Source organism: Nocardia sp. NPDC102475 (assembly GCF_055584605.1).
The window spans coordinates 329,321-349,480 of record NZ_JBVJLS010000009.1; the positions used below are offsets into that span (position 1 = coordinate 329,321).

General features: G+C 68.2%; 2 protein-coding genes (1 of these 2 running past the window's edge). One reads left to right on the forward strand and one right to left on the reverse strand.

Annotation, left to right across the window (positions count from 1 at the left end; genetic code table 11):
• On the forward strand, positions 1 to 19,841 hold the 3' end of the coding sequence (locus ACZ60G_RS19075; RefSeq protein WP_465811392.1) for a non-ribosomal peptide synthase/polyketide synthase. The gene continues 23,962 nt to the left of window position 1, outside the view; only the last 19,841 of its 43,803 coding nucleotides appear in the window; its start codon lies beyond the left edge, outside the window; its stop codon occupies positions 19,839 to 19,841.
• Between the two features lie 63 nt (positions 19,842 to 19,904).
• Here ACZ60G_RS19075 and ACZ60G_RS19080 read toward each other — a convergent pair whose 3' ends face one another.
• Entirely contained in the window at positions 19,905 to 20,054 is a 150-nt protein-coding gene (locus ACZ60G_RS19080) for a hypothetical protein (RefSeq protein WP_465811374.1), read from the reverse strand.
• Between the last annotated feature and the right edge of the window lie 106 nt (positions 20,055 to 20,160).

Genomic DNA, 20,160 nt, shown 5'->3' on the forward strand with positions numbered 1-20,160 from the left:
CAGCGGTCTTCCGCGCGCCGACCACGCCGATCGAAGAGATCATCGCGGCCACCTACGCTGATGTGCTCGGCCTGGAACGCGTCGGTCTCGACGACGACTTCTTCGCACTCGGCGGTAACTCGCTGAGCGCCACCCAGGTCGCCGCCCGGCTCTCGGCCGCGTTGGATACCGATCTCGGTGTGCGCGAACTGTTCGAGGCGTCCTCGGTGGCCGCGCTCGCGGCCCGCGCGGAGTCTCGCGCCGGTGCCGGTGCGCGCATGGCCCTGGTGCCGCAGCAGCGTCCCGAACGGGTGCCGCTGTCGCTGGCCCAGCAGCGCATGTGGTTCCTCAACCGCTTCGATCCGGAATCGGCCGTGGACAATATCCCGGCCGCGGTGCGGCTGTCGGGGCTGCTCGACCGGCAGGCACTGCAGATCGCGGTCGCCGATGTGCTGGCCCGCCACGAATCGCTGCGCACCTTCTACCCGGAGTACGACGGCACCGCCTACCAGCAGACCGTCTCCACCGCCCGGGTGATCCCGGATCTGACGCCCATCGATGTCACCGAAGCCGAACTGCCGCAGCGCGTCGCGGAGGTCATCCTGACCGGCTTCGACGTCACCGCCGAAGTTCCGTTCCGGGCCAAGCTGTTCGAGATCAGCCCGACCGAACATGTGCTCGCCCTGGTGGTGCACCACATTTCGGCCGACGGCTTCTCGATGGGCCCGCTGACCCGTGACGTGATGACGGCCTACGCCGCGCGCGTCGAGGGCGGCGAGCCTTCCTGGCGTCCGCTGGACGTGCAGTACGCCGACTTCGCACTGTGGCAGCGCGCCGTGCTCGGTGCCGAATCCGATCCGGAATCGGTGATCTCGGCGCAGATCGAGTTCTGGTCCAAGACCCTGCGCGGGCTGCCCGAACAGCTCGACCTGCCCGCCGACCGGCCGCGGCCGGCGGTGGCATCGGGTCGCGGTGCCACGCACGTCTTCGAGATCGATGCCGAAACCCATGGCAAGCTCACCGAACTCGCGCGCACCAGGGGTACGACGCTGTTCATGGTCGCGCACACCGCGCTGGCCGTGCTGCTGTCGCGGCTGTCCGGTGAGGAAGACATCGCGATCGGTACGCCGATCGCCGGACGTGGTGAGCGCGCGCTCGACGATCTGATCGGCATGTTCGTCAACACCCTGGTGTTGCGGACCCCGATCGACGGCGAGGCCACCTTCACCGAACTGCTGCGCACCGTGCGGGCCATCGATATCGGCGCGTTCGGCCATGCCGACCTCCCGTTCGAGCGGCTGGTGGAGATCCTGAACCCGGCCCGTTCGCAGGCGCGGCATCCGCTGTTCCAGGTGATGCTGTCGTTCCAGAACACCGGCCAGAACAGCCTGGAACTGCCCGGACTCACGGTCAGCGGTGTCGAACTGCCGATCGATGTGGCCAAGTTCGATCTGCAGCTGGTGCTCTCGGAGCAGACCGCGACCCCGATCAGTACCTCGAACGGTGCGGGCGCCACCACGGTCGCGCCTTCGGGCATCGCGGGCGAATTGATCTACGCCACCGATCTTTTCGATGCCGACACCATGGCGGCGTTCGGACAGCGGTTCAACCGGCTGCTGCAAGCCGTCGCGGCCGAACCGGATCGGGCCATCGGCGATATCGACCTGCTCGATGCGTCCGAAGCCGAACTGGCACTGCGTGGCTGGAACGACACCGAGCGCGATCTCGGTGCGGTCGGCACGCTGGTCGATGAATTCGCCGCGCAGGCGGCGGCGACGCCGGATGCGGTCGCGATCGTGGACCCGGCAACGGGTTCCGCACTCACCTACGCCGAATTCGGTGCCCGCGTGCACCGCTTGGCGCGTCGCCTCATCGCGGACGGTGTCGGCCCGGAGAGCCTGGTGGCCCTCGGTCTTCGGCGCTCCGTCGACCTCGTGGTCGCGGCGTACGCCGTGCAGGAGGCCGGTGGCGGTTATGTCCCGCTCGACCTCGATCAGCCTGCGGAGCGGATCGGGTATGTGCTCGAGTCGGCCGCGCCGGTATGCGTTCTGACCACCTCGCGTGACGACTTCGACGGCACCGGTCTGCCCACAATCGTCATCGATGACCTGGATCTGTCCGAGTACTCGGATGCACCGGTCACCGATGCGGAGCGGATCGCGCCGCTGCGGCCGAGCAACCCCGCGTACGTCATCTTCACCTCCGGTTCGACCGGTCGGCCGAAGGGTGTGGCCGTGCCGCACGCGGCCGTCGTCAACCAGATCCGTTGGATCACCGGTCAATACGGCATCGGTGCCGATGATGTCGTGCTGTTCAAGACCCCTGCCACCTTCGACGTGTCGGTGTGGGAGCTGTTCGGCCCGCTGAGCACCGGTGGCCGGATCGTGGTGGCCGGCCCGGACGGCCATCGCGACCCGCAGTACCTGGCCGACGTGATCGCGGCCGAACGGGTCACCATGACCTCGTTCGTGCCCTCGATGCTGAGCGTCTTCGCGAGCAGCGTCGACGCGGCGGCCGGCAGCGACGCACTGGTATCGCTGCGCGCACTCCTCATCGCCGGTGAGGCATTCACCGCCGATGCCGCGACCGCCATCCGCCGGGTCAGCTCGGCCGAGCTCTACAACCTGTACGGCCCGACCGAATTCACCGTCCACGCGACCCACGGCCCGGTGGCCGCGAAGGTCGACGGCGCGGTGCCGATCGGCCTGCCGGTGTGGAATTCGCAGGCGTACGTACTGGATTCGCGTCTGCATCCGGTCGCGCCGGGTGTCGCGGGTGAGTTGTATCTGGCCGGTGCGCAGTTGGCGCGCGGCTACTTCGGCCGCACGGATCTGACCGCGGATCGCTTCGTGGCCAACCCGTTCGGCGCACCGGGCGCTCGCATGTACCGCACCGGTGACCTGGTGACCCGGGCCGCCGACGGTTCGATCGTCTACCTCGGCCGCACCGACTTCCAGGTGAAGCTGCGCGGTCTGCGCATCGAGCTCGGAGAGATCGAAACCGCGCTCACCGCACACGATTCGGTGGCACAGGCCGTGGCACTGGTGCGTTCGGACACCAGGACCGGCGATCAGCTGGTCGGCTACGTGGTACCCGCGAACGGCGCCACCGTCGACATCGACGCGCTGCGCACCCACCTGACCGCGCAACTGCCGTCGTACATGGTCCCGGCGGCGCTCATGGTGCTCGATGCCATGCCGTTGAACCCCAACGGCAAGCTCGACCGCCGCGCCCTGCCCGAACCCGCCTTCGAGGCCAAGGAATTCCGCGCACCGTCGACCCCGATCGAAGAGATCGTGGCCGACACCTTCGCCGAGGTGCTCGGTCTGTCGACCGCGGACGGCGCGCGTCCGGTCGGTCTTGACGACGACTTCTTCGACCTCGGCGGCAACTCGCTGATCGCCACCCAGGTGGTCGCTCGCCTGGGTGCCGCACTCGACACCCGCATTCCGGTGCGGCTGCTGTTCGAAGCCCCGAATGTCGCCGCGCTCGCCGCGCGGATGGAGGGACAGCAGGGCACCGGCGGACGCCGGGAACTGACGGCCGGACCGCGGCCGGAACAGATTCCGCTCTCGCTGGCCCAGCAGCGGATGTGGTTCCTCAACCGCTTCGACAACCAGACCGCCGTCAACAACATCCCGCTGGCGGTCCGGCTCACCGGCGCACTCGACACCGATGCGCTGCGCATGGCGGTCGCCGATGTGATGGACCGGCACGAGGTGCTGCGCACCGTCTACCCGGAGACCGCCGACGGTCAGGGCGTGCAGGTCGTGCTGCCCACCGGTCAGGTCCACCTCGACCTGACCCCGCTCGTGGTGTCCGAGACCGATATTCGCGATCGCATCAGTGAACTGGTGCTGACCGGCTTCGACGTGACCGCGGAAGTTCCGGTGCGCGCCAAGCTGTTCCGGCTCGAGTCGCCGATGGACGGCTCGCTGCCCGATACCCACGTGCTGGTCTTCGTGGTGCACCACATCTCCGGTGACGGCTGGTCGGTGCGTCCGCTGGCCCGCGACGTGATGGTCGCCTACGCGGCCCGCACCCGCGGCGAATCGCCCGCCTGGGCGCCGCTGGCGGTGCAGTACGCCGACTTCGCGCTCTGGCAGCGCGACACCCTCGGCTCCGAGGACGATCCGGCATCGCTGATCGCCCAGCAGGTCGCCTACTGGTCGCGGAATCTGGCCGGATTGCCCGACCAGCTGGATCTGCCGTCGGATCGTTCGCGTCCGGCCGTCGCGTCCAACCGCGGTGACGTCTACGAATTCGGCATCGACGCGCAGTTGCTGACCGAGCTCAACGCACTGGCCCGCGCGAACGGCGCGAGTCTGTTCATGGTGGTGCACGCGGCCTTCGCGGCACTGCTCGCGCGCCTGTCGGGCAGCGACGATATCGCCATCGGCACCGCGGTCGCGGGTCGTGGCGAGGCCGTGCTCGACGATGCGATCGGCATGTTCGTCAATACGCTCGTGCTGCGCACGCCGGTCGATTCCGGTGCGTCCTTCGCCGACTTGGTCGCGCGGGCGCGCGAAACCGATCTGGCCGCCTTCGGCCACGCCGACCTGCCGTTCGAGCGGCTGGTCGACATCCTCAACCCGGCCCGTTCGCAGGCGCGGCATCCGCTGTTCCAGGTGATGCTGTCGTTCCAGAACACCGGTGAGGCATCGTTCGAACTGCCCGGTCTCGAGGTGGCAGGTGTGCCGCTCGACGTGGTGACCGCGAAGTTCGATCTGCACCTGAACCTCGCCGACCGCCTCGATGCGGCCGGAAACGCGGACGGCATGACCGCCGAATTCGCCTACGCGACGGATATCTTCGACGCGAAGACGATCGCCGGTGTCGCCACGCGCCTCACCCGCCTGCTGCGTGCGGTGGTCGCGGATCCGGCCGTCGCGGTCGGTGACGTCGATCTGCTCGATGCCGCCGAGCGCACCAAGGTGCTCGAAAAGTGGAACCAGACGGCGTATGTCGTCGATGCGCAGGCCACCCTGGTCTCGATGTTCGAGGAGCAGGCGGTCCGGAGCCCGAAGTCGATCGCGCTGACGTTCGAGGGGACGAGTCTGTCCTACGGTGAATTCACCTCCCGGGTGAATCGCCTTGCCCGGTACCTGGTTTCGCTGGGTGTCGGACCCGATTCGATGGTCGCGCTCGGCATGCGCCGATCCTTCGAGCTGGTGATCGGCATGTACGCGGTGAGCGTGGCAGGTGGCGCATATGTGCCGCTGGATCCGGATCATCCGGCCGACCGCACTCGGTATGTGCTCGACACCGCGCAGCCGGTCTGCGTGCTGACCACCGCCGCCGACGAGTTCGACGCGGGCTCGACGCCGACGCTCGAGATCGAGGCACTGGATCTTTCGGCATACTCCGACGAACCGTTGATCGATGCGGAACGCATTGCGCCGCTGCGGCCTTCGAATACCGCGTACGTGATCTTCACCTCGGGTTCGACCGGTCGTCCGAAGGGTGTGGCCGTCAGCCATGCCGCGATCGTCAACCGTCTGGTCTGGATGCAGGCCGAATACGGGCTGGATCGCGGCGATGTGGTCCTGCAGAAGACGCCCGCCACCTTCGACGTGTCGGTATGGGAATTCTGGTGGCCGCTGCAGGTCGGCGCGCGCCTGGTCATCGCGAAGCCGGACGGCCATCGCGATCCGGCCTACCTGGTGCAGACGATTGCCGACGAGCAGGTCACCACGGTGCACTTCGTGCCGTCCATGCTGTCGGTCTTCGTGGCCGACGACCGCGCGGGCGAATGCTTCGACCTGCGCAATGTCTTCGCCTCCGGTGAGGCGCTGCCCGCGGTGACCGCACAGCGGTTGCGCGAGCTGACCGGTGTCTGGCTGCACAACCTGTACGGTCCCACCGAGGCCGCTGTCGACGTCACCTATCACGAGGTCACCGACGCCGATACGGTGTCGGTGCCGATCGGTGCGCCGGTCTTCAACACCCAGGTGTACGTGCTGGATTCGCGGCTGCACCCGGTTCCGGTCGGTGTCGCAGGTGAGCTGTACCTCGCGGGCGAGCAGCTGGCGCGCGGCTATGTGGCACGTCCGGATCTGACCGCGGATCGCTTCGTGGCCAACCCGTTCGGCACCGGCGCGCGCATGTACCGCACCGGTGACCTCGTCACCTGGACCGCCAACGGTGAACTGGAATACCTGGGCCGCACCGACTTCCAGGTGAAGCTGCGCGGTCTGCGTATCGAACTCGGCGAGATCGAATCGGCGCTCACCGCGCTGGGGACGATCGCGCAGGCGGCCGTGGTGGTCCGCTCCGATGATCGCCTCGGCGATCAGCTGGTCGCGTATGTGATCGCGGCAGCGGATCGTTCGATCGATATCGACCAGGTGCGCGCCGAACTCGCGGGCGATCTGCCCGCGTACATGGTGCCGACCGCCTTCGTCGTACTGGACGCGTTCCCGCTCAACGCCTCCGGCAAGCTGGATCGCAAGGCGCTGCCCGCGCCGGTATTCGAGGCGAAGGTGTTCCGCGCACCGTCCACCCCGATCGAAGAGATCGTGGCGGGCGTATTCAGCGATGTGCTCGGTGTCGCGCGCGTCGGCCTGGACGACGACTTCTTCGAACTCGGCGGCAACTCGCTGCTGGCCACCCAGGTGACCGCGCGCATCGGCGCGGCGCTGGATACCCAGCTCGCGGTCCGCGATCTGTTCGAGGCGTCGACGGTCGCCGCGCTGGCGGCCAAGGCCGAACACAATGCCGGATCCGGCCGCACCCGGCCGCGGCTGGTCGCGGGGGAGCGCCCGGCCCGGGTGCCGCTCTCGCCCGCACAGCAGCGGTACTGGTTCCTCAACCAGTTCGACACCACCACCTCGGCCGTGGACAACATCCCGCTCGCGGTGCGGTTGTCCGGTGAACTCGATGTGGCGGCGCTGGAAAAGGCGCTCGGCGATGTGTTCGCCAGGCACGAGGTGCTGCGGACCACCTACCCGAGTTCGGCCAGTGGCCCGCACCAGGTGATCCTGCCCGCCGACCAGGCCGTGCCGGAGCTGACCGTCACCGATATCTCGGAATCGGACCTGGTCGGCGCGGTGATCGAATTCGCGCTCACCACCTTCGATGTCACCGTGCAGGTGCCGCTGAAGGTGGGGCTGTTCCGGCTCGCCGAACAGGAGCACGTGCTGGCGTTCACGGTGCACCATGTCGCGGCCGACGGTTCGTCGATGGGTCCGCTGGCCCGCGACGTCATGGCGGCGTATGTGGCACGGGCCCAGGGTGAGATCCCACAGTGGCAGCCGCTGCCGGTGCAGTACGCCGACTACGCGCTGTGGCAGCGTGCGGTGCTCGGCTCCGAGGAGGATCCGGAATCGCTCGCGGCACAGCAGGTCGCCTACTGGCAGTCCGCACTCGCGGGCATGCCCGATCAGCTGGAGTTGCCCGCCGACCGGCCACGCCCGCGCGCGCAGTCGTTCCAGGGCAAGGCGATTCGCTTCGAGATCGCACCGGACAAGCACGCCAAGCTGCACGAGCTGGCGCGGGCCAAGAACGCCTCGCTGTTCATGGTCACGCATGCGGCGCTGGCCGTACTGCTCTCGCGACTGTCGGGTACCGATGACATCGCGGTCGGCACCCCGATCGCGGGTCGCGGTGAACGCGAACTCGACGATCTGATCGGTATGTTCGTCAACACCTTGGTGTTCCGGACCATCATCGAGCCCGGTGACACCTTCGCCGACCTGCTCGCCGATGTGCGCGAACGGGACCTCGAGGCATTCGCGAATGCCGATGTGCCGTTCGAGCGGCTGGTCGAGGTGCTCAACCCGGAGCGTTCGACGGCGCGCAATCCGCTGTTCCAGGTCGGACTCTCGTTCCAGAACCTGGCCGAGACCACCTTCACGCTGCCCGGCCTTTCGGTCAGCGCGGTGAACTTCGATTCGCAGCTGGCCAAGACCGATCTGCACGTCACGCTGTACGACCGCTACGCCGAGGACGGTACGCCCGCCCAGATCGTCGCCGAATTCGGTTACGCCACCGACCTGTTCGACGAGGCGACGGTGCAGGGCTTCGCCGACCGCTTCGTATTGGTGCTCGATGCCGTACTGACCGACGCCGACGTGCGGGTCGGCGAGATCGATCTGCTCTCGCCCGCCGAGAACACGCGAATCCTGCGTGCCTGGAACGACACCGCGCACTCGCTCGACATCGACGCATCGACCACGCTGGTGTCGCTGCTGGACGCCACCGTGGCGGCGAGCCCGGATGCGGTGGCGCTGGTGGCCGAGGACACGACGCTCACCTACGCCGAGTTGGACGGCCGGGCCAACCGCCTGGCGCGTCACCTGATCACGCTCGGTGTCGGCGCGGAGGACCGGGTGGCGCTGGCCATTCGGCGCTCGGTGGATCTCGTGGTCGCGATGTACGCGGTGGCGAAGTCGGGTGCGGCGTATGTGCCGATCGATCCCGATCAGCCCGCCGAGCGCACCGACTACATCCTGAGCACCGCGGCACCGGTCTGCGTGCTGACCACCGGTCGCGATGATTTCGACAGCACCGTGGCAGCGGTGGTGTCGATCGACGAACTGGATCTATCCGGTGTCGCGGACGGTCCGATCTCCGACGGCGACCGGCTGCGGCCGCTGGCGGCGGCGAATACCGCGTATGTGATCTTCACGTCGGGCTCCACCGGCCAGCCGAAGGGCGTGGCGGTGCCGCACGCGGCGATCGTCAACCAGTTGCTCTGGAAGACAGCCGAATTCGGCCTGGCCGCCGATGACGCGGTGCTGCTCAAGACCGCGGCGACCTTCGACCTGTCGGTCTGGGAGTTCTGGTCGGCCGCCGTCTGCGGTGGCCGGTTGGTCATCGCCGATGCCGATGGTCACCGCGATCCCGCGTACCTCAACGAGTTGATGCGCACCACCGGCGTCACGACGCTGCACGTGGTGCCGTCGATGCTGGACGCGCTGCTCACCGAATCCGGTCGCCGCCTGCCGCAGTCGCTGCGTCGGGTGCTGGCGATCGGTGAGGCGCTGCCCGCGACGACCGCGCAGCGGTTCCGGCGGGACAACGCGGCGGAGCTGTTCAACCTGTACGGCCCCACCGAGGCCGCGGTGTCGATCACCGCGCACACCGTCACCGATGCCGACAACGTGTCGGTGCCGATCGGTGCTCCGGAGTGGAACAGCCAGGTGTACGTGCTGGATTCGCGGCTGCGTCCGGTGCCGGTGGGTGTCTCCGGTGAGTTGTATCTGGCCGGTGCGCAGTTGGCGCGCGGTTACTTCGGGCGCGTCGACCTGACCGCGGATCGCTTCGTGGCCAACCCGTACGGCGCAGGCGAGCGCATGTACCGCACCGGCGACCTGGTGGCCTGGAACAGCGAGGGCGGGCTGGAGTATCGCGGGCGCACCGACTTCCAGGTGAAGATCCGCGGTTTCCGGATCGAGCTCGGCGAGATCGAGGCGGCCCTGCTGCGCCAGCCCGAGGTTGCGGCCACCGCGGTGCTCGCACACACCGACCCGAACCTGGGTGACCGGCTGGTCGCTTACGTGGTGCCCGAAGTCGACGAGCTCGACAACACGCGGCTGCAATCGGCGTTGGCCGCCGAGCTGCCGTCCTACATGGTGCCGTCGGTCTTCCTCACCCTCGATGCGCTGCCGTTGAACGCGAACGGCAAGCTGGATCGAAAGGCGTTGCCGGAGCCCACCTTCGAGAAGGCGGTTTTCCGCGCGCCGGTCACCCCGATCGAGGAGATCGTCGCGAACACCTTCGCCGAGGTGCTGCACCTCGGTTCCGGGGAGCAGGCACAGCGGCTCGGTCTCGATGACGACTTCTTCGCGTGGGGCGGCAACTCGCTGCTCGCGACACAGGTCGCGGCGCGCCTCGGCGCGGCGCTGAACACCCGCGTCCCGGTGCGGCTGCTGTTCGAGGCGCCGACCGTCGGTGCACTGGCCATCCGGGTCGAACAGCAGGCCGACGGGCGCGGACGGCACGCGCTGGTCGCCGGCCCGCGGCCGGAACATATTCCGCTGTCGCTGGCGCAGCAACGGATGTGGTTCCTCAACCGCTTCGACACCCAGTCCGCCGCCTACAACGTCCCGATCGCGGTGCGACTGACCGGCGCGCTCGATGTGGACGCACTGCGCGCCGCGATCGCGGATCTGGTGCGCAGGCACGAGGTCTTGCGCACCATCTACCCGGAGACCGAGTCGGGTGCGGTGCAGCTGATTCTGCCGGTGGGACAGGCGATTCCGGAGCTGGACGTCCGGACGGTCACACCGGATCAGGTCGAAACCGCTGTGGTCGAGTTGATTTCGGCGCCGTTCGACGTCACCGCCGAGGTGCCGGTGCGGGTGCGGTTGTTCGAGATCGACACCGAAAGTTCGGCTCCCGAGTACGTGATCGCGATGGTCGTGCACCATATCGCCGGTGACGGTTCCTCGATGGGACCGCTGACGCGGGATCTGATGACCGCGTACGCGGCGCGCTCGGCGGGTGTCGCACCCAACTGGGCGCCGCTGGAGGTCCAGTACGCGGATTACAGCATCTGGCAGCGCGAACTGCTCGGCAGCGAGGACGATCCGGAATCGCTGATGTCCAAGCAGGTCGCCTACTGGCGGACCGCGCTGGCCGATCTGCCGGAGCAGCTGGACCTGCCCACCGATCGCCCGCGGCCCGCGGTGCAGTCCTTCGCGGGCGGCACCGTCGAGGTGCGTATCGACGCCGACACCCACCGCGGTCTCAGCGGCGTGGCGCAGGCCGAGGGTGCGACGCTGTTCATGATCGTGCACACGGCGCTTGCCGTGCTGTTGTCCCGGCTGTCCGGCACGGACGACATCGCGATCGGTACGCCGATGGCGGGCCGCGGTGAGGCGGCGCTGAACGATCTGATCGGTACGTTCATCAACACCTTGGTGTTCCGTACCCGGCTGGATTCGGCCGAGCCCTTCGCGGATCTGCTCGGGCGGCAGCGGAAAACCGACATCCAGGCGTTCGCCAACGCCGATGTGCCGTTCGAGCGGTTGGTCGAGGTGCTGAACCCGGCGCGATCGCAGGCGCGGCATCCGCTGTTCCAGGTGGGTCTGTCGTTCCAGAACCTGGCCCAGACCACCCTGGAATTGCCGGATCTCACGGTCTCCGGCGTGGACTTCGATACCCGCATCTCCCAGTTCGATCTGCACCTGATTCTCAGCGACCTGTACGACGAGTCCGGGGCTCCCGCGGGCATCGCAGGCATATTCACCTACGCCACCGATCTTTTCGACCGGAGCACGGTCGAAGGGTTCGCGGAGCGGTTCACCAGGCTGCTCGGCGAGATCATCGCCGCGCCGCGCGCTGCGGTGGGCGACCTCGAGCTGCTCACGTCGGTGGAGCGGGAACGGATGCTCGACGGCTGGAACGCCACCGCGCATCCGGTGGAGCCCGAGCTGCTGCTCGACGGATACCGGCGCGCTATCGTGGCGCACCCGGATGCCGTCGCGGTGGTATTCGAGGGTGCCGAACTCACCTACCGGGAGTTCGATGAGCGGGTGAACAAGCTTGCCCGCCTGTTGATTTCGCAGGGTGTCGGCGCAGAGTCGCTGGTCGGCCTCGCCGTTCGGCGGTCGCTGGATCTGGTCGTCGGCATGTACGCGATCGTGACGGCCGGTGGCGCGTATGTGCCGCTGGATCCGGATCATCCGGCGGAGCGGATCGCGCACATTCTGGACACCGCCCAGCCCGCGTGCGTGGTCACCACCGCGGCCGACGCGGTGCCGGTCCCTGCGGATATCCCGGTGCTCGAACTGGATTCGCTGGAGCTGGACGGGTTCTCCTGCGCTCCGATCGAACCGGGTGAGCTGCTGCGCCCGGTCACCCGGGACAACCCGGCTTACGTCATCTTCACCTCGGGTTCGACCGGTCGTCCGAAGGGCGTCGCGGTATCGCACGCGGCGATCAACAACCAGATCGAGTGGATGCTCGCGGAGTACCCGCTCGGCTCGGCCGACGTGTACTTCCAGAAGACCGCCACCACGTTCGACGTGTCGCTGTGGGGCTACTTCATGCCACTGCGCGCGGGCGCGAAACTGGTCGTCGCCACCCACGACGGCCATCGCGATCCGGCCTACGTGGCGGATGCGATTGCCGCGCACGGGGTTACCGTCACCGACTTCGTGCCGTCCATGCTGACGGTGTTCGCCGCACAGCTGGCGGCGGGCTCGCTGCCGACGCTGCGGGACGTGTTCGTGATCGGTGAGGCGCTGCCGCCGGAAACGGTGACGGCGTGGCGGTCCGTTTCGGATGCGCTGCTGCACAACCTGTACGGGCCGACCGAGGCCGCGGTGTCGGTGACCTACTGGCCCGCGCGCGAGACGGATGTGCGCACCGTGCCGATCGGCTTGCCGCAGTGGAACACCCAGGTGTTCGTGCTGGATTCGCGGCTGCGGCCGGTGCCCGCCGGTGTGGCCGGTGAGCTGTACCTGGCCGGCGACCAGCTGGCCCGCGGTTACGTCGCGCGGCCGGATCTGACCTCGGATCGCTTCGTGGCCAACCCGTTCGCGTCCGGTGCGCGGATGTACCGCACCGGCGACCTCGTGGTCTGGCGCGAACCCGCGGATGCGGGCTATCGCCTCGAATACCTGGGTCGCACCGACTTCCAGGTGAAGTTCCGCGGCCAGCGGATCGAGCTCGGCGAGATCGAAACGGCACTGCTCGCCCATGCCGCGGTGAGCCAGGCGGTGGCGCTGGTGGCCGCGTCGGCGCTGGGCGACCAGTTGGTCGCCTACGTGGTTCCCGCACCGGGTCAGTCCATCGACCAGCCGACACTGCTGGCGGAGGTCTCGGATGTGCTTCCGGCCTATATGGTTCCGGCGGCCATCGTGGTGCTCGACGCCTTCCCGCTGAATTCGAGCGGCAAGCTCGACCGCAAGGCACTGCCCGAACCGACCTTCACCACGCGCGAATTCCGCTCGCCGGCAACGCCGGTGGAGGAGATCGTGGCGGGCGTCTTCAGTGACGTGCTCGGTATCGAGCGCGTGGGCGCCGACGACGACTTCTTCGCACTCGGCGGCAACTCGCTGGTCGCCACCCAGGTGGTCGGGCGCCTGAGCGCCGCGATCGGTGGGCGGGTGCCGGTGCGCGCGCTGTTCGAGGCGCCGACCGTGGCGGCCCTGGCGGTGAAGCTGGAGCAGCTGTCCGGTGTGGGCGAGCGGCGGCCGCTGGTCGCCGGGCCGCGACCGGATCCGGTGCCGTTGTCGCTGGCGCAGCAGCGCATGTGGTTCCTGAACCGCTTCGACACCGAGTCGGCGGCCTACAACCTGCCCATCGCGGTCCGGTTGACCGGTGCGCTGGATGTCGACGCGCTGCGGGCGGCGATGGCGGATCTGGTCGGCAGGCACGAGATTCTGCGGACGGTGTACCCGGAGACCGCGGGCGCCCCGGCGCAGGTGATTCTGCCGGTGGCGCAGGCTGTTCCGGCTCTGGAGCTGCGGCCGATCGCGGCCGCGGAGCTGGAATCCACGGTGATCGCGGTGATGGCGGCGCCGTTCGACGTCACCGCCGAGGTGCCGGTCCGTATCGAGCTGTTCCAGGTGACCGACGCCCCCGCCGACGCCAACGAGTTCGTGCTGGTGCTCGTGGTGCACCACATCGCCGGTGACGGTTCGTCGATGGGCCCGCTGACCCGCGATCTGATGACGGCGTACGCGGCCCGCTCGGTCGGCGAGTCGCCCACGTGGACGCCGCTGCCGGTGCAGTACGCGGACTACTCGATCTGGCAGCGCGAGCTGCTGGGCAGCGAGGACGATCCGGAGTCGTTGGCGGCCAAGCAGATCGCCTACTGGCAATCGGCGTTGGCGGATGTGCCGGATCAACTGGATCTGCCCTCGGATCGCCCGCGTCCCGCCGTGCAGTCCTTCACGGGCGGCAAGGTCGAGCTGAGCATCGACGCCGAAACACATCGTGCGCTGGTCGGTTTGGCCAGGGCCGAGGGTGCGACGCTGTTCATGGTGGTGCACACCGCGTTCGCGGTAATGCTCTCGCGGCTGTCCGGAACCGATGACATCGCGATCGGCACACCGATGGCCGGCCGCGGTGAGGCCGTGCTCGACGACCTGATCGGCATGTTCGTCAACACCCTGGTGTTCCGTACTCAACTGGAGCGCGGCGAGGCGTTCACGGATCTGCTCGGGCGCCAGCGCGAAACGGATATCCAGGCGTTCGCGCATGCGGACGTGCCGTTCGAGCGGTTGGTCGAGGTGCTGAACCCGGTGCGCTCGCAGGCGCGCCATCCGCTGTTCCAGGTGGGCCTGTCGTTCCAGAACCTGGCGCGGACCACGCTGGAGCTGCCCGGACTCACGGTGGCCGGATTCGATATCGACACCCAGCTCTCGCAGTTCGATCTGCATCTGATCGTGGCGGACAGCTACGACGAGGACGGCACTCCGTCGGGTATCGGCGGGTACTTCACCTACGCCACCGATCTGTTCGACCCGGATACCGTCCGTGGCTTCGCCGATCGCTTCGCACGTGTGCTCGCCGAGATCATCGCGGCGCCGAGCTCGGCTGTCGGCGATCTCGAGATCATGGCCGCGGACGAACGCCGCGAACTGGTCTCCGGCTGGAACGCGACAGCGCACCAGGTGGATGGGTCCGCGACGCTGGCCTCCCTGCTGGATCGGACCGTGGCGACCACGCCGGACGCGGTGGCACTGGTCGGCGACGACGGCACCGCCGTTACCTACGGCGAGCTCGGCTCCCGGGTGAATCAGCTTGCCCGGCACCTGATTTCGCTGGGTGTCGGACCGGAGGCGCGGGTGGCGCTCGCGCTGCGCCGCTCGGTCGACCTGGTGGTCGCGATGTACGCGGTGACCCAGGCCGGTGGCGCGTACGTGCCGCTGGATCCGGATCAGGCGGGTGAGCGGACCGACTACATTCTCGAAACCGCTCGGCCGCTGTGTGTGGTGACCAACGCCGACACCGATTTCCAGACCTCGGTGACCGACGTCGTCCGGATGGACGCACTCGCGGACGTCGCGGACGCGCCGATCGCCGACGCGGAGCGGATCGCGCCACTGCGCGCGGCGAATACGGCGTACGTGATCTTCACGTCGGGTTCGACCGGTCGCCCCAAGGGTGTCGCGGTGCCGCATGCGGCGATCGTCAACCAGTTGCTGTGGAAGACGGCCGAATTCGGTCTCGGCGCCGAGGATGCGGTGCTGCTGAAGACGGCCGCGACCTTCGACCTCTCGGTGTGGGAGTTCTGGTCGGCGGCGGTTTCCGGTGGCCGACTGGTCATCGCGTCCGCCGACGGACATCGCGATCCGTCCTACCTCAACACGCTGATGCGCGATACCGCCGTCACCACCCTGCATATGGTGCCGTCGATGTTGGATGCCCTGCTGATCGAATCGGACGGACAGCTGCCCGAGTCGTTGCGCCGGGTGCTCGCCATCGGTGAGGCGCTGCCCGCCGCGACGGCGCAGCGGTTCCGGGAGTCGAACGCGGCCGGCCTGTTCAACCTCTACGGTCCGACCGAGGCCGCGGTCTCGATCACCAACCACGAGGTGACCGATGCGGACACCGTCTCGGTGTCGATCGGTGCCCCGGAGTGGAACAGCCGTGTCTACGTGCTGGATTCGCGGTTGCGTCCGGTGCCGGTGGGTGTTTCCGGTGAGTTGTATCTGGCCGGTGCGCAATTGGCGCGTGGCTACTTCGGACGGGTGGATCTGACCGCGGAGCGGTTCGTGGCCGATCCGTTCGAATCCGGCGCTCGGATGTACCGCACCGGTGACCTGGTGGCCTGGAATGCTCATGGTGAGCTGGAGTACCGCGGCCGCACCGATTTCCAGGTCAAGATCCGCGGTTTCCGCATCGAGCTCGGCGAGATCGAGGCGGCGCTGCTGCGGCAGACCGCGATCGCGTCGGCCGCGGTGCTCGCGCATACCGATCCGGCACTGGGTGACCGCTTGGTCGCCTATGTGGTCCCGACCACCGGTGAATTCGACAAGAGTGCGGTGCAGTCGGCGTTGGCCGCCGAGCTGCCCTCGTACATGGTGCCGAGCGCGTTCCTGGCGCTGGAAGCCCTGCCGCTCAATGCGAATGGCAAGCTCGATCGAAATGCCTTGCCGCAGCCCACCTTCGAACAAGCCGCCTTCCGCGCGCCGGTCTCCCCGGTCGAGCAGATCGTGGCCGGTGTGTTCGCCGATGTGCTCGGCATCGAACGGATCGGCGCCGACGACGACTTCTTCGCACTCGGCGGTAACAGCATCCTGTCGATCCAGCTGGTTTCGCGGGCGAAGGCACAGGGCGTGGTGTTCTCCGTGCGCGATGTCTTCGACCAGCGCAGCGTCGCCGGACTCGCCGCGATCGCGTCCTCGGCCGCGGATCTGCGGCAGGCGACCATGGCCGAGCTGCCCGGTGGTGGGATCGGCGAGATCCCGCTGCTGCCCGGCATCGCGGCGGTATTGGCGAACGACACGGCGTACCAGCGCTTCTCCTACGAGGCGGCGGTGGCACTGCCGAGCGAACTCGACGGGGATCGGCTGCGTGCGGCGGTCGCCGCCCTGGTCGACCGGCACGATGCGCTGCGCACTCGTCTGCGCCGGGTCGACGAGGTCTGGGAATTCGAAGCGCTCGAACGCGGTGCCATCGATATCGATGCGCTGGTGCACGAGGTCGCCTTCGACACCGCCCTCGACGAGGACTACGGCTATGACGAGCTCATGCGCCTGGCCGACAACGAACGCGCGGCCGCCGCGGATCGCCTCGATCCGGCCAACGGTGTGATGGCGCAGTTCGTGCGCTGCACCGCCGACCGGCTCGACGGCGGCAACTTCATGCTCGTCGTGGTGCACGGCTTCGCGGCCGATCCGAAGTCCCTCGGCATCCTGACCGGCGATCTGCTCGAGCTGATCGCCGACGACCAGGTCGCTTTGCCGGAGGTCGGTACCTCGCTGCGGCGTTGGGCCTACGGCCTGACCGAGCAGGCGAGCGACCGCACCGCCGAACTGCCGTTCTGGCAGGAGGTTTCGGCCACACCCGATCCGCTGCTCGGCGCGCGGGCCTTCGACCCGGCGCTGGACACCGTCGCCACGACGCGACGGGTCCGCATCGAGGTGCCGACGGAGATCTCCGAGGTCCTGCTCACCACGGTTCCGGCGCGGTTCCACGGCGGCGTGCCGGACGGGCTGCTGTCGGCATTGGCCATGGCGCTGGTGCGCTGGCGCGGTGCAGAGCACGGATCGGATGTGCTGATCCGGCTCGACGGTGACGGTCGGGCGGCGGTCGACGGTGCCGAATTGTCGCGCACCGTGGGTGCTTTCACCGCCGTCTATCCGGCCCGGCTCGCGCTGAGCGGGATCGATCTGGCCGAGGCGTTCGACGGCGGCGCTGCCGCGGGCTCGATCATCAAGTCGGTGAAGGAACAGCTGCTCGCGGTGCCCGATCAGGGTGTCGGCCACGGACTGCTGAATCTGCCGCTGGCGGGTCAGGTCGGCTTCCGGTACCAGGAAGCGGCGATCAAGACCGAGCGGGACGCCACCATGCCCGCGAACGGTGCACTCGATATCGCCGTCACGGTAGGCGACGAGGACGACGGTCCGCGGTTGCTGGCCACCTTCGAGTTCCCGGTCGGGCTGCTGTCCCCGGAGCAGGTGCAAGAGTTGGCGGAGCTGTGGGTCGCCGCACTGACCGCACTGGCGAAGCACGTGCAGCGGCCGGACGCCGGCGGTCATACGCCGTCGGATCTGCCGCTGGTGCAGGTCGGCCAGGCCGATATCGACCTGTGGGAGCAGACCTACCCGGGCCTCGACGATGTCTGGCCGGTCTCGCCGCTGCAGTCCGGTCTGCTCTTCCACGCGCTGATGACCACGGCCACCGTGGACGTCTACACCATGCAGGCCGTGGTGCAGCTGGCCGGAGCGGTCGATGTGCAGCGGTTGCACGCGGCCGCGCAGGCGATCCTGGATCGATACCCGAACCTGCGCACCGCATTCGTCACCGACTCCACCGGTCAGGTCCGCCAGGTCGTGCTCGATCGGATCGAAGTGCCCTGGCGCATCGAGGATCTCACCGATGTGCCGGAGGCGGAGCGAGCCGACGAACTGCGTCGCCGGATCGATGCCGACCATGCGGACCGCTTCGATATGTCCACCCCGCCGCTGGTGCGCTACACGCTGTTGCGCACCGCGGCCGAGGAATGGACGCTGGCGATCACCACGCACCACGTGCTGATCGACGGCTGGTCTATGCCGCTGCTGATGCGGGATCTGCTGGTGCTCTACGCGACGCGCGGCGATCAGTCGGCACTGCCGCAGGTCTCCTCCTACCGCGACTTCCTGGACTGGCTCGCCACTCGCGATCAGGACGCGTCGTTGCGGGTCTGGGCCGATGCCTTCGACGGTGCGACCGAACCGACCGAATTGGCGCCACCGGCGCGGACGGCCGAGACCTACGAGACCGCGAAACTGATCACCGAGATCGACGCCGACCGCACCCGTCAGCTGACCAAGCACTGCGCCGAACTCGGCATCACGGTCAACACCCTGGTGCAGGCGGCCTGGGGCATCCTGCTCGGCAGGCTCACCGGCCGCGCCGATGTGGTCTTCGGTGCCACGGTGTCGGGTCGGCCCGCCGAGCTGCCCGGCGTGGAATCGATGGTCGGTCTGTTCATCAATACGCTCCCGGTCCGGGTGCGCATCGATGACCGCGCGACCATCGACGATCAGCTCGAGCGGTTGCAGCGCGACCAGACCGAGCTGCTCGACCACCACTACGTCGGCCTGTCCGATATCCAGCGGGCCGCCGGAATCGCCTCGCACTTCGACACCCTGCTGGTGTTCGAGTCGTACCCGATCGATCGGGAGGCGATTGCCGCGGCGAGTTCGATCGACGGCATGTCGGTGACCGGTGTCGGCATGGAAAGTGCGACGCACTACCCGCTCACCCTGCAGGTGACCGCCGAGTCCACCCTCGAATTCACCTTCGAGTACCTGCTCAGCCGGTTCACCGCCGAAGAGGTGGAAACCTTGTCCACCAGGCTGATCCGGGTGCTGGACGCACTGCTCGGCGATCCCGCCGGACTGGTCGGCGATATCGATATCCTCGATGCCGGTGAGCGCGCCCGCCTGCTCGTCGAATCCGGTATCGCGGCAACGGCTCCCGCACCGGAACCGGTGGGCCGGGTCGGTGCGCGCACGGTGTCGAGGGTGCTCGCCGAGGTGGTCGAGGCCGATCCCGAGGCGCCCGCGCTGCTGGTGGACGGCGACGAAATCGCCTACCACGTCCTGGATCGCCGTTCCTCGCAGCTGGCCCGGGTGCTCATCGCGCACGGTGCCGGACCCGGCGATGTGGTGGCCCTCGCGCTGCCGCGTTCGGTGGATGCGGTGGTCGCGGTCTGGGCCATCCAGAAGGCCGGCGCCGCCTGCCTGTTCGCCGGTGATCTGTCCGCCGCCGAAATGGCCACCGCTGGAGCCGGTTTCGGTATCACACTGGAACCGACCGACGGCCCGATCAACTGGCTGGTCCTGAGCGATCCGGCGGTTCAGGCCGAATTGGCCGCCGCCCCATCGCACCCGGTCTCCTACGCCGATCGGGTCCGCCCGCTCGCCGAGGAACACCCGGCCTTCGTAGTCCTCACGGCCGACGGCACCGTACGCGCCTTCAGCCAAACCGAGGCACTCGAACAGGCCGAGCAGGTCCGCTCGGAATACGACATCGATTACGAGTCGACAACCTTCACCACCGCCATCTCGGGTCGAGCCGCATTCCTGGAGTCCATGGGCGCGGCCGTTGCCGGTGCGTTGTCGGTGCTGCCCGGCGCGGACGACATCGCCGACGACCTGGCCGACGGCGAGGTCACCCACTGGTTCGTCACCGTGGGCGAGGCGACCGACGCGGCGGACGAGGACGTGCGAATCGTGATCGTCGAGTAGTTCGAAATACGCGGCGAAGCGGTTGCCACCGTGCGGCAACGGCTTCGCCGCTATTCGGAATAGCTACCGGTCCAGTTCGTCTAAAGCTGCGACGATGAGGCTGCGGGCGTCGCGTCCGTAGACAGCGCCCCGCTCGAGAACCTCGAACATGCGGGCGTACATATTGCACTCGGCGGGCTGGGTCACCTGGATGCTCGCGGTCGGGGTCTCCAATGCGACGAGGTCGAGAAGTGTTGAAGCGCTCCGGTTTCGGCACGAAGGTGTACTACCGCAGCATCGCCCTCACCGGCTTCGGCTCCGACTTCGTACAAACCTGCCT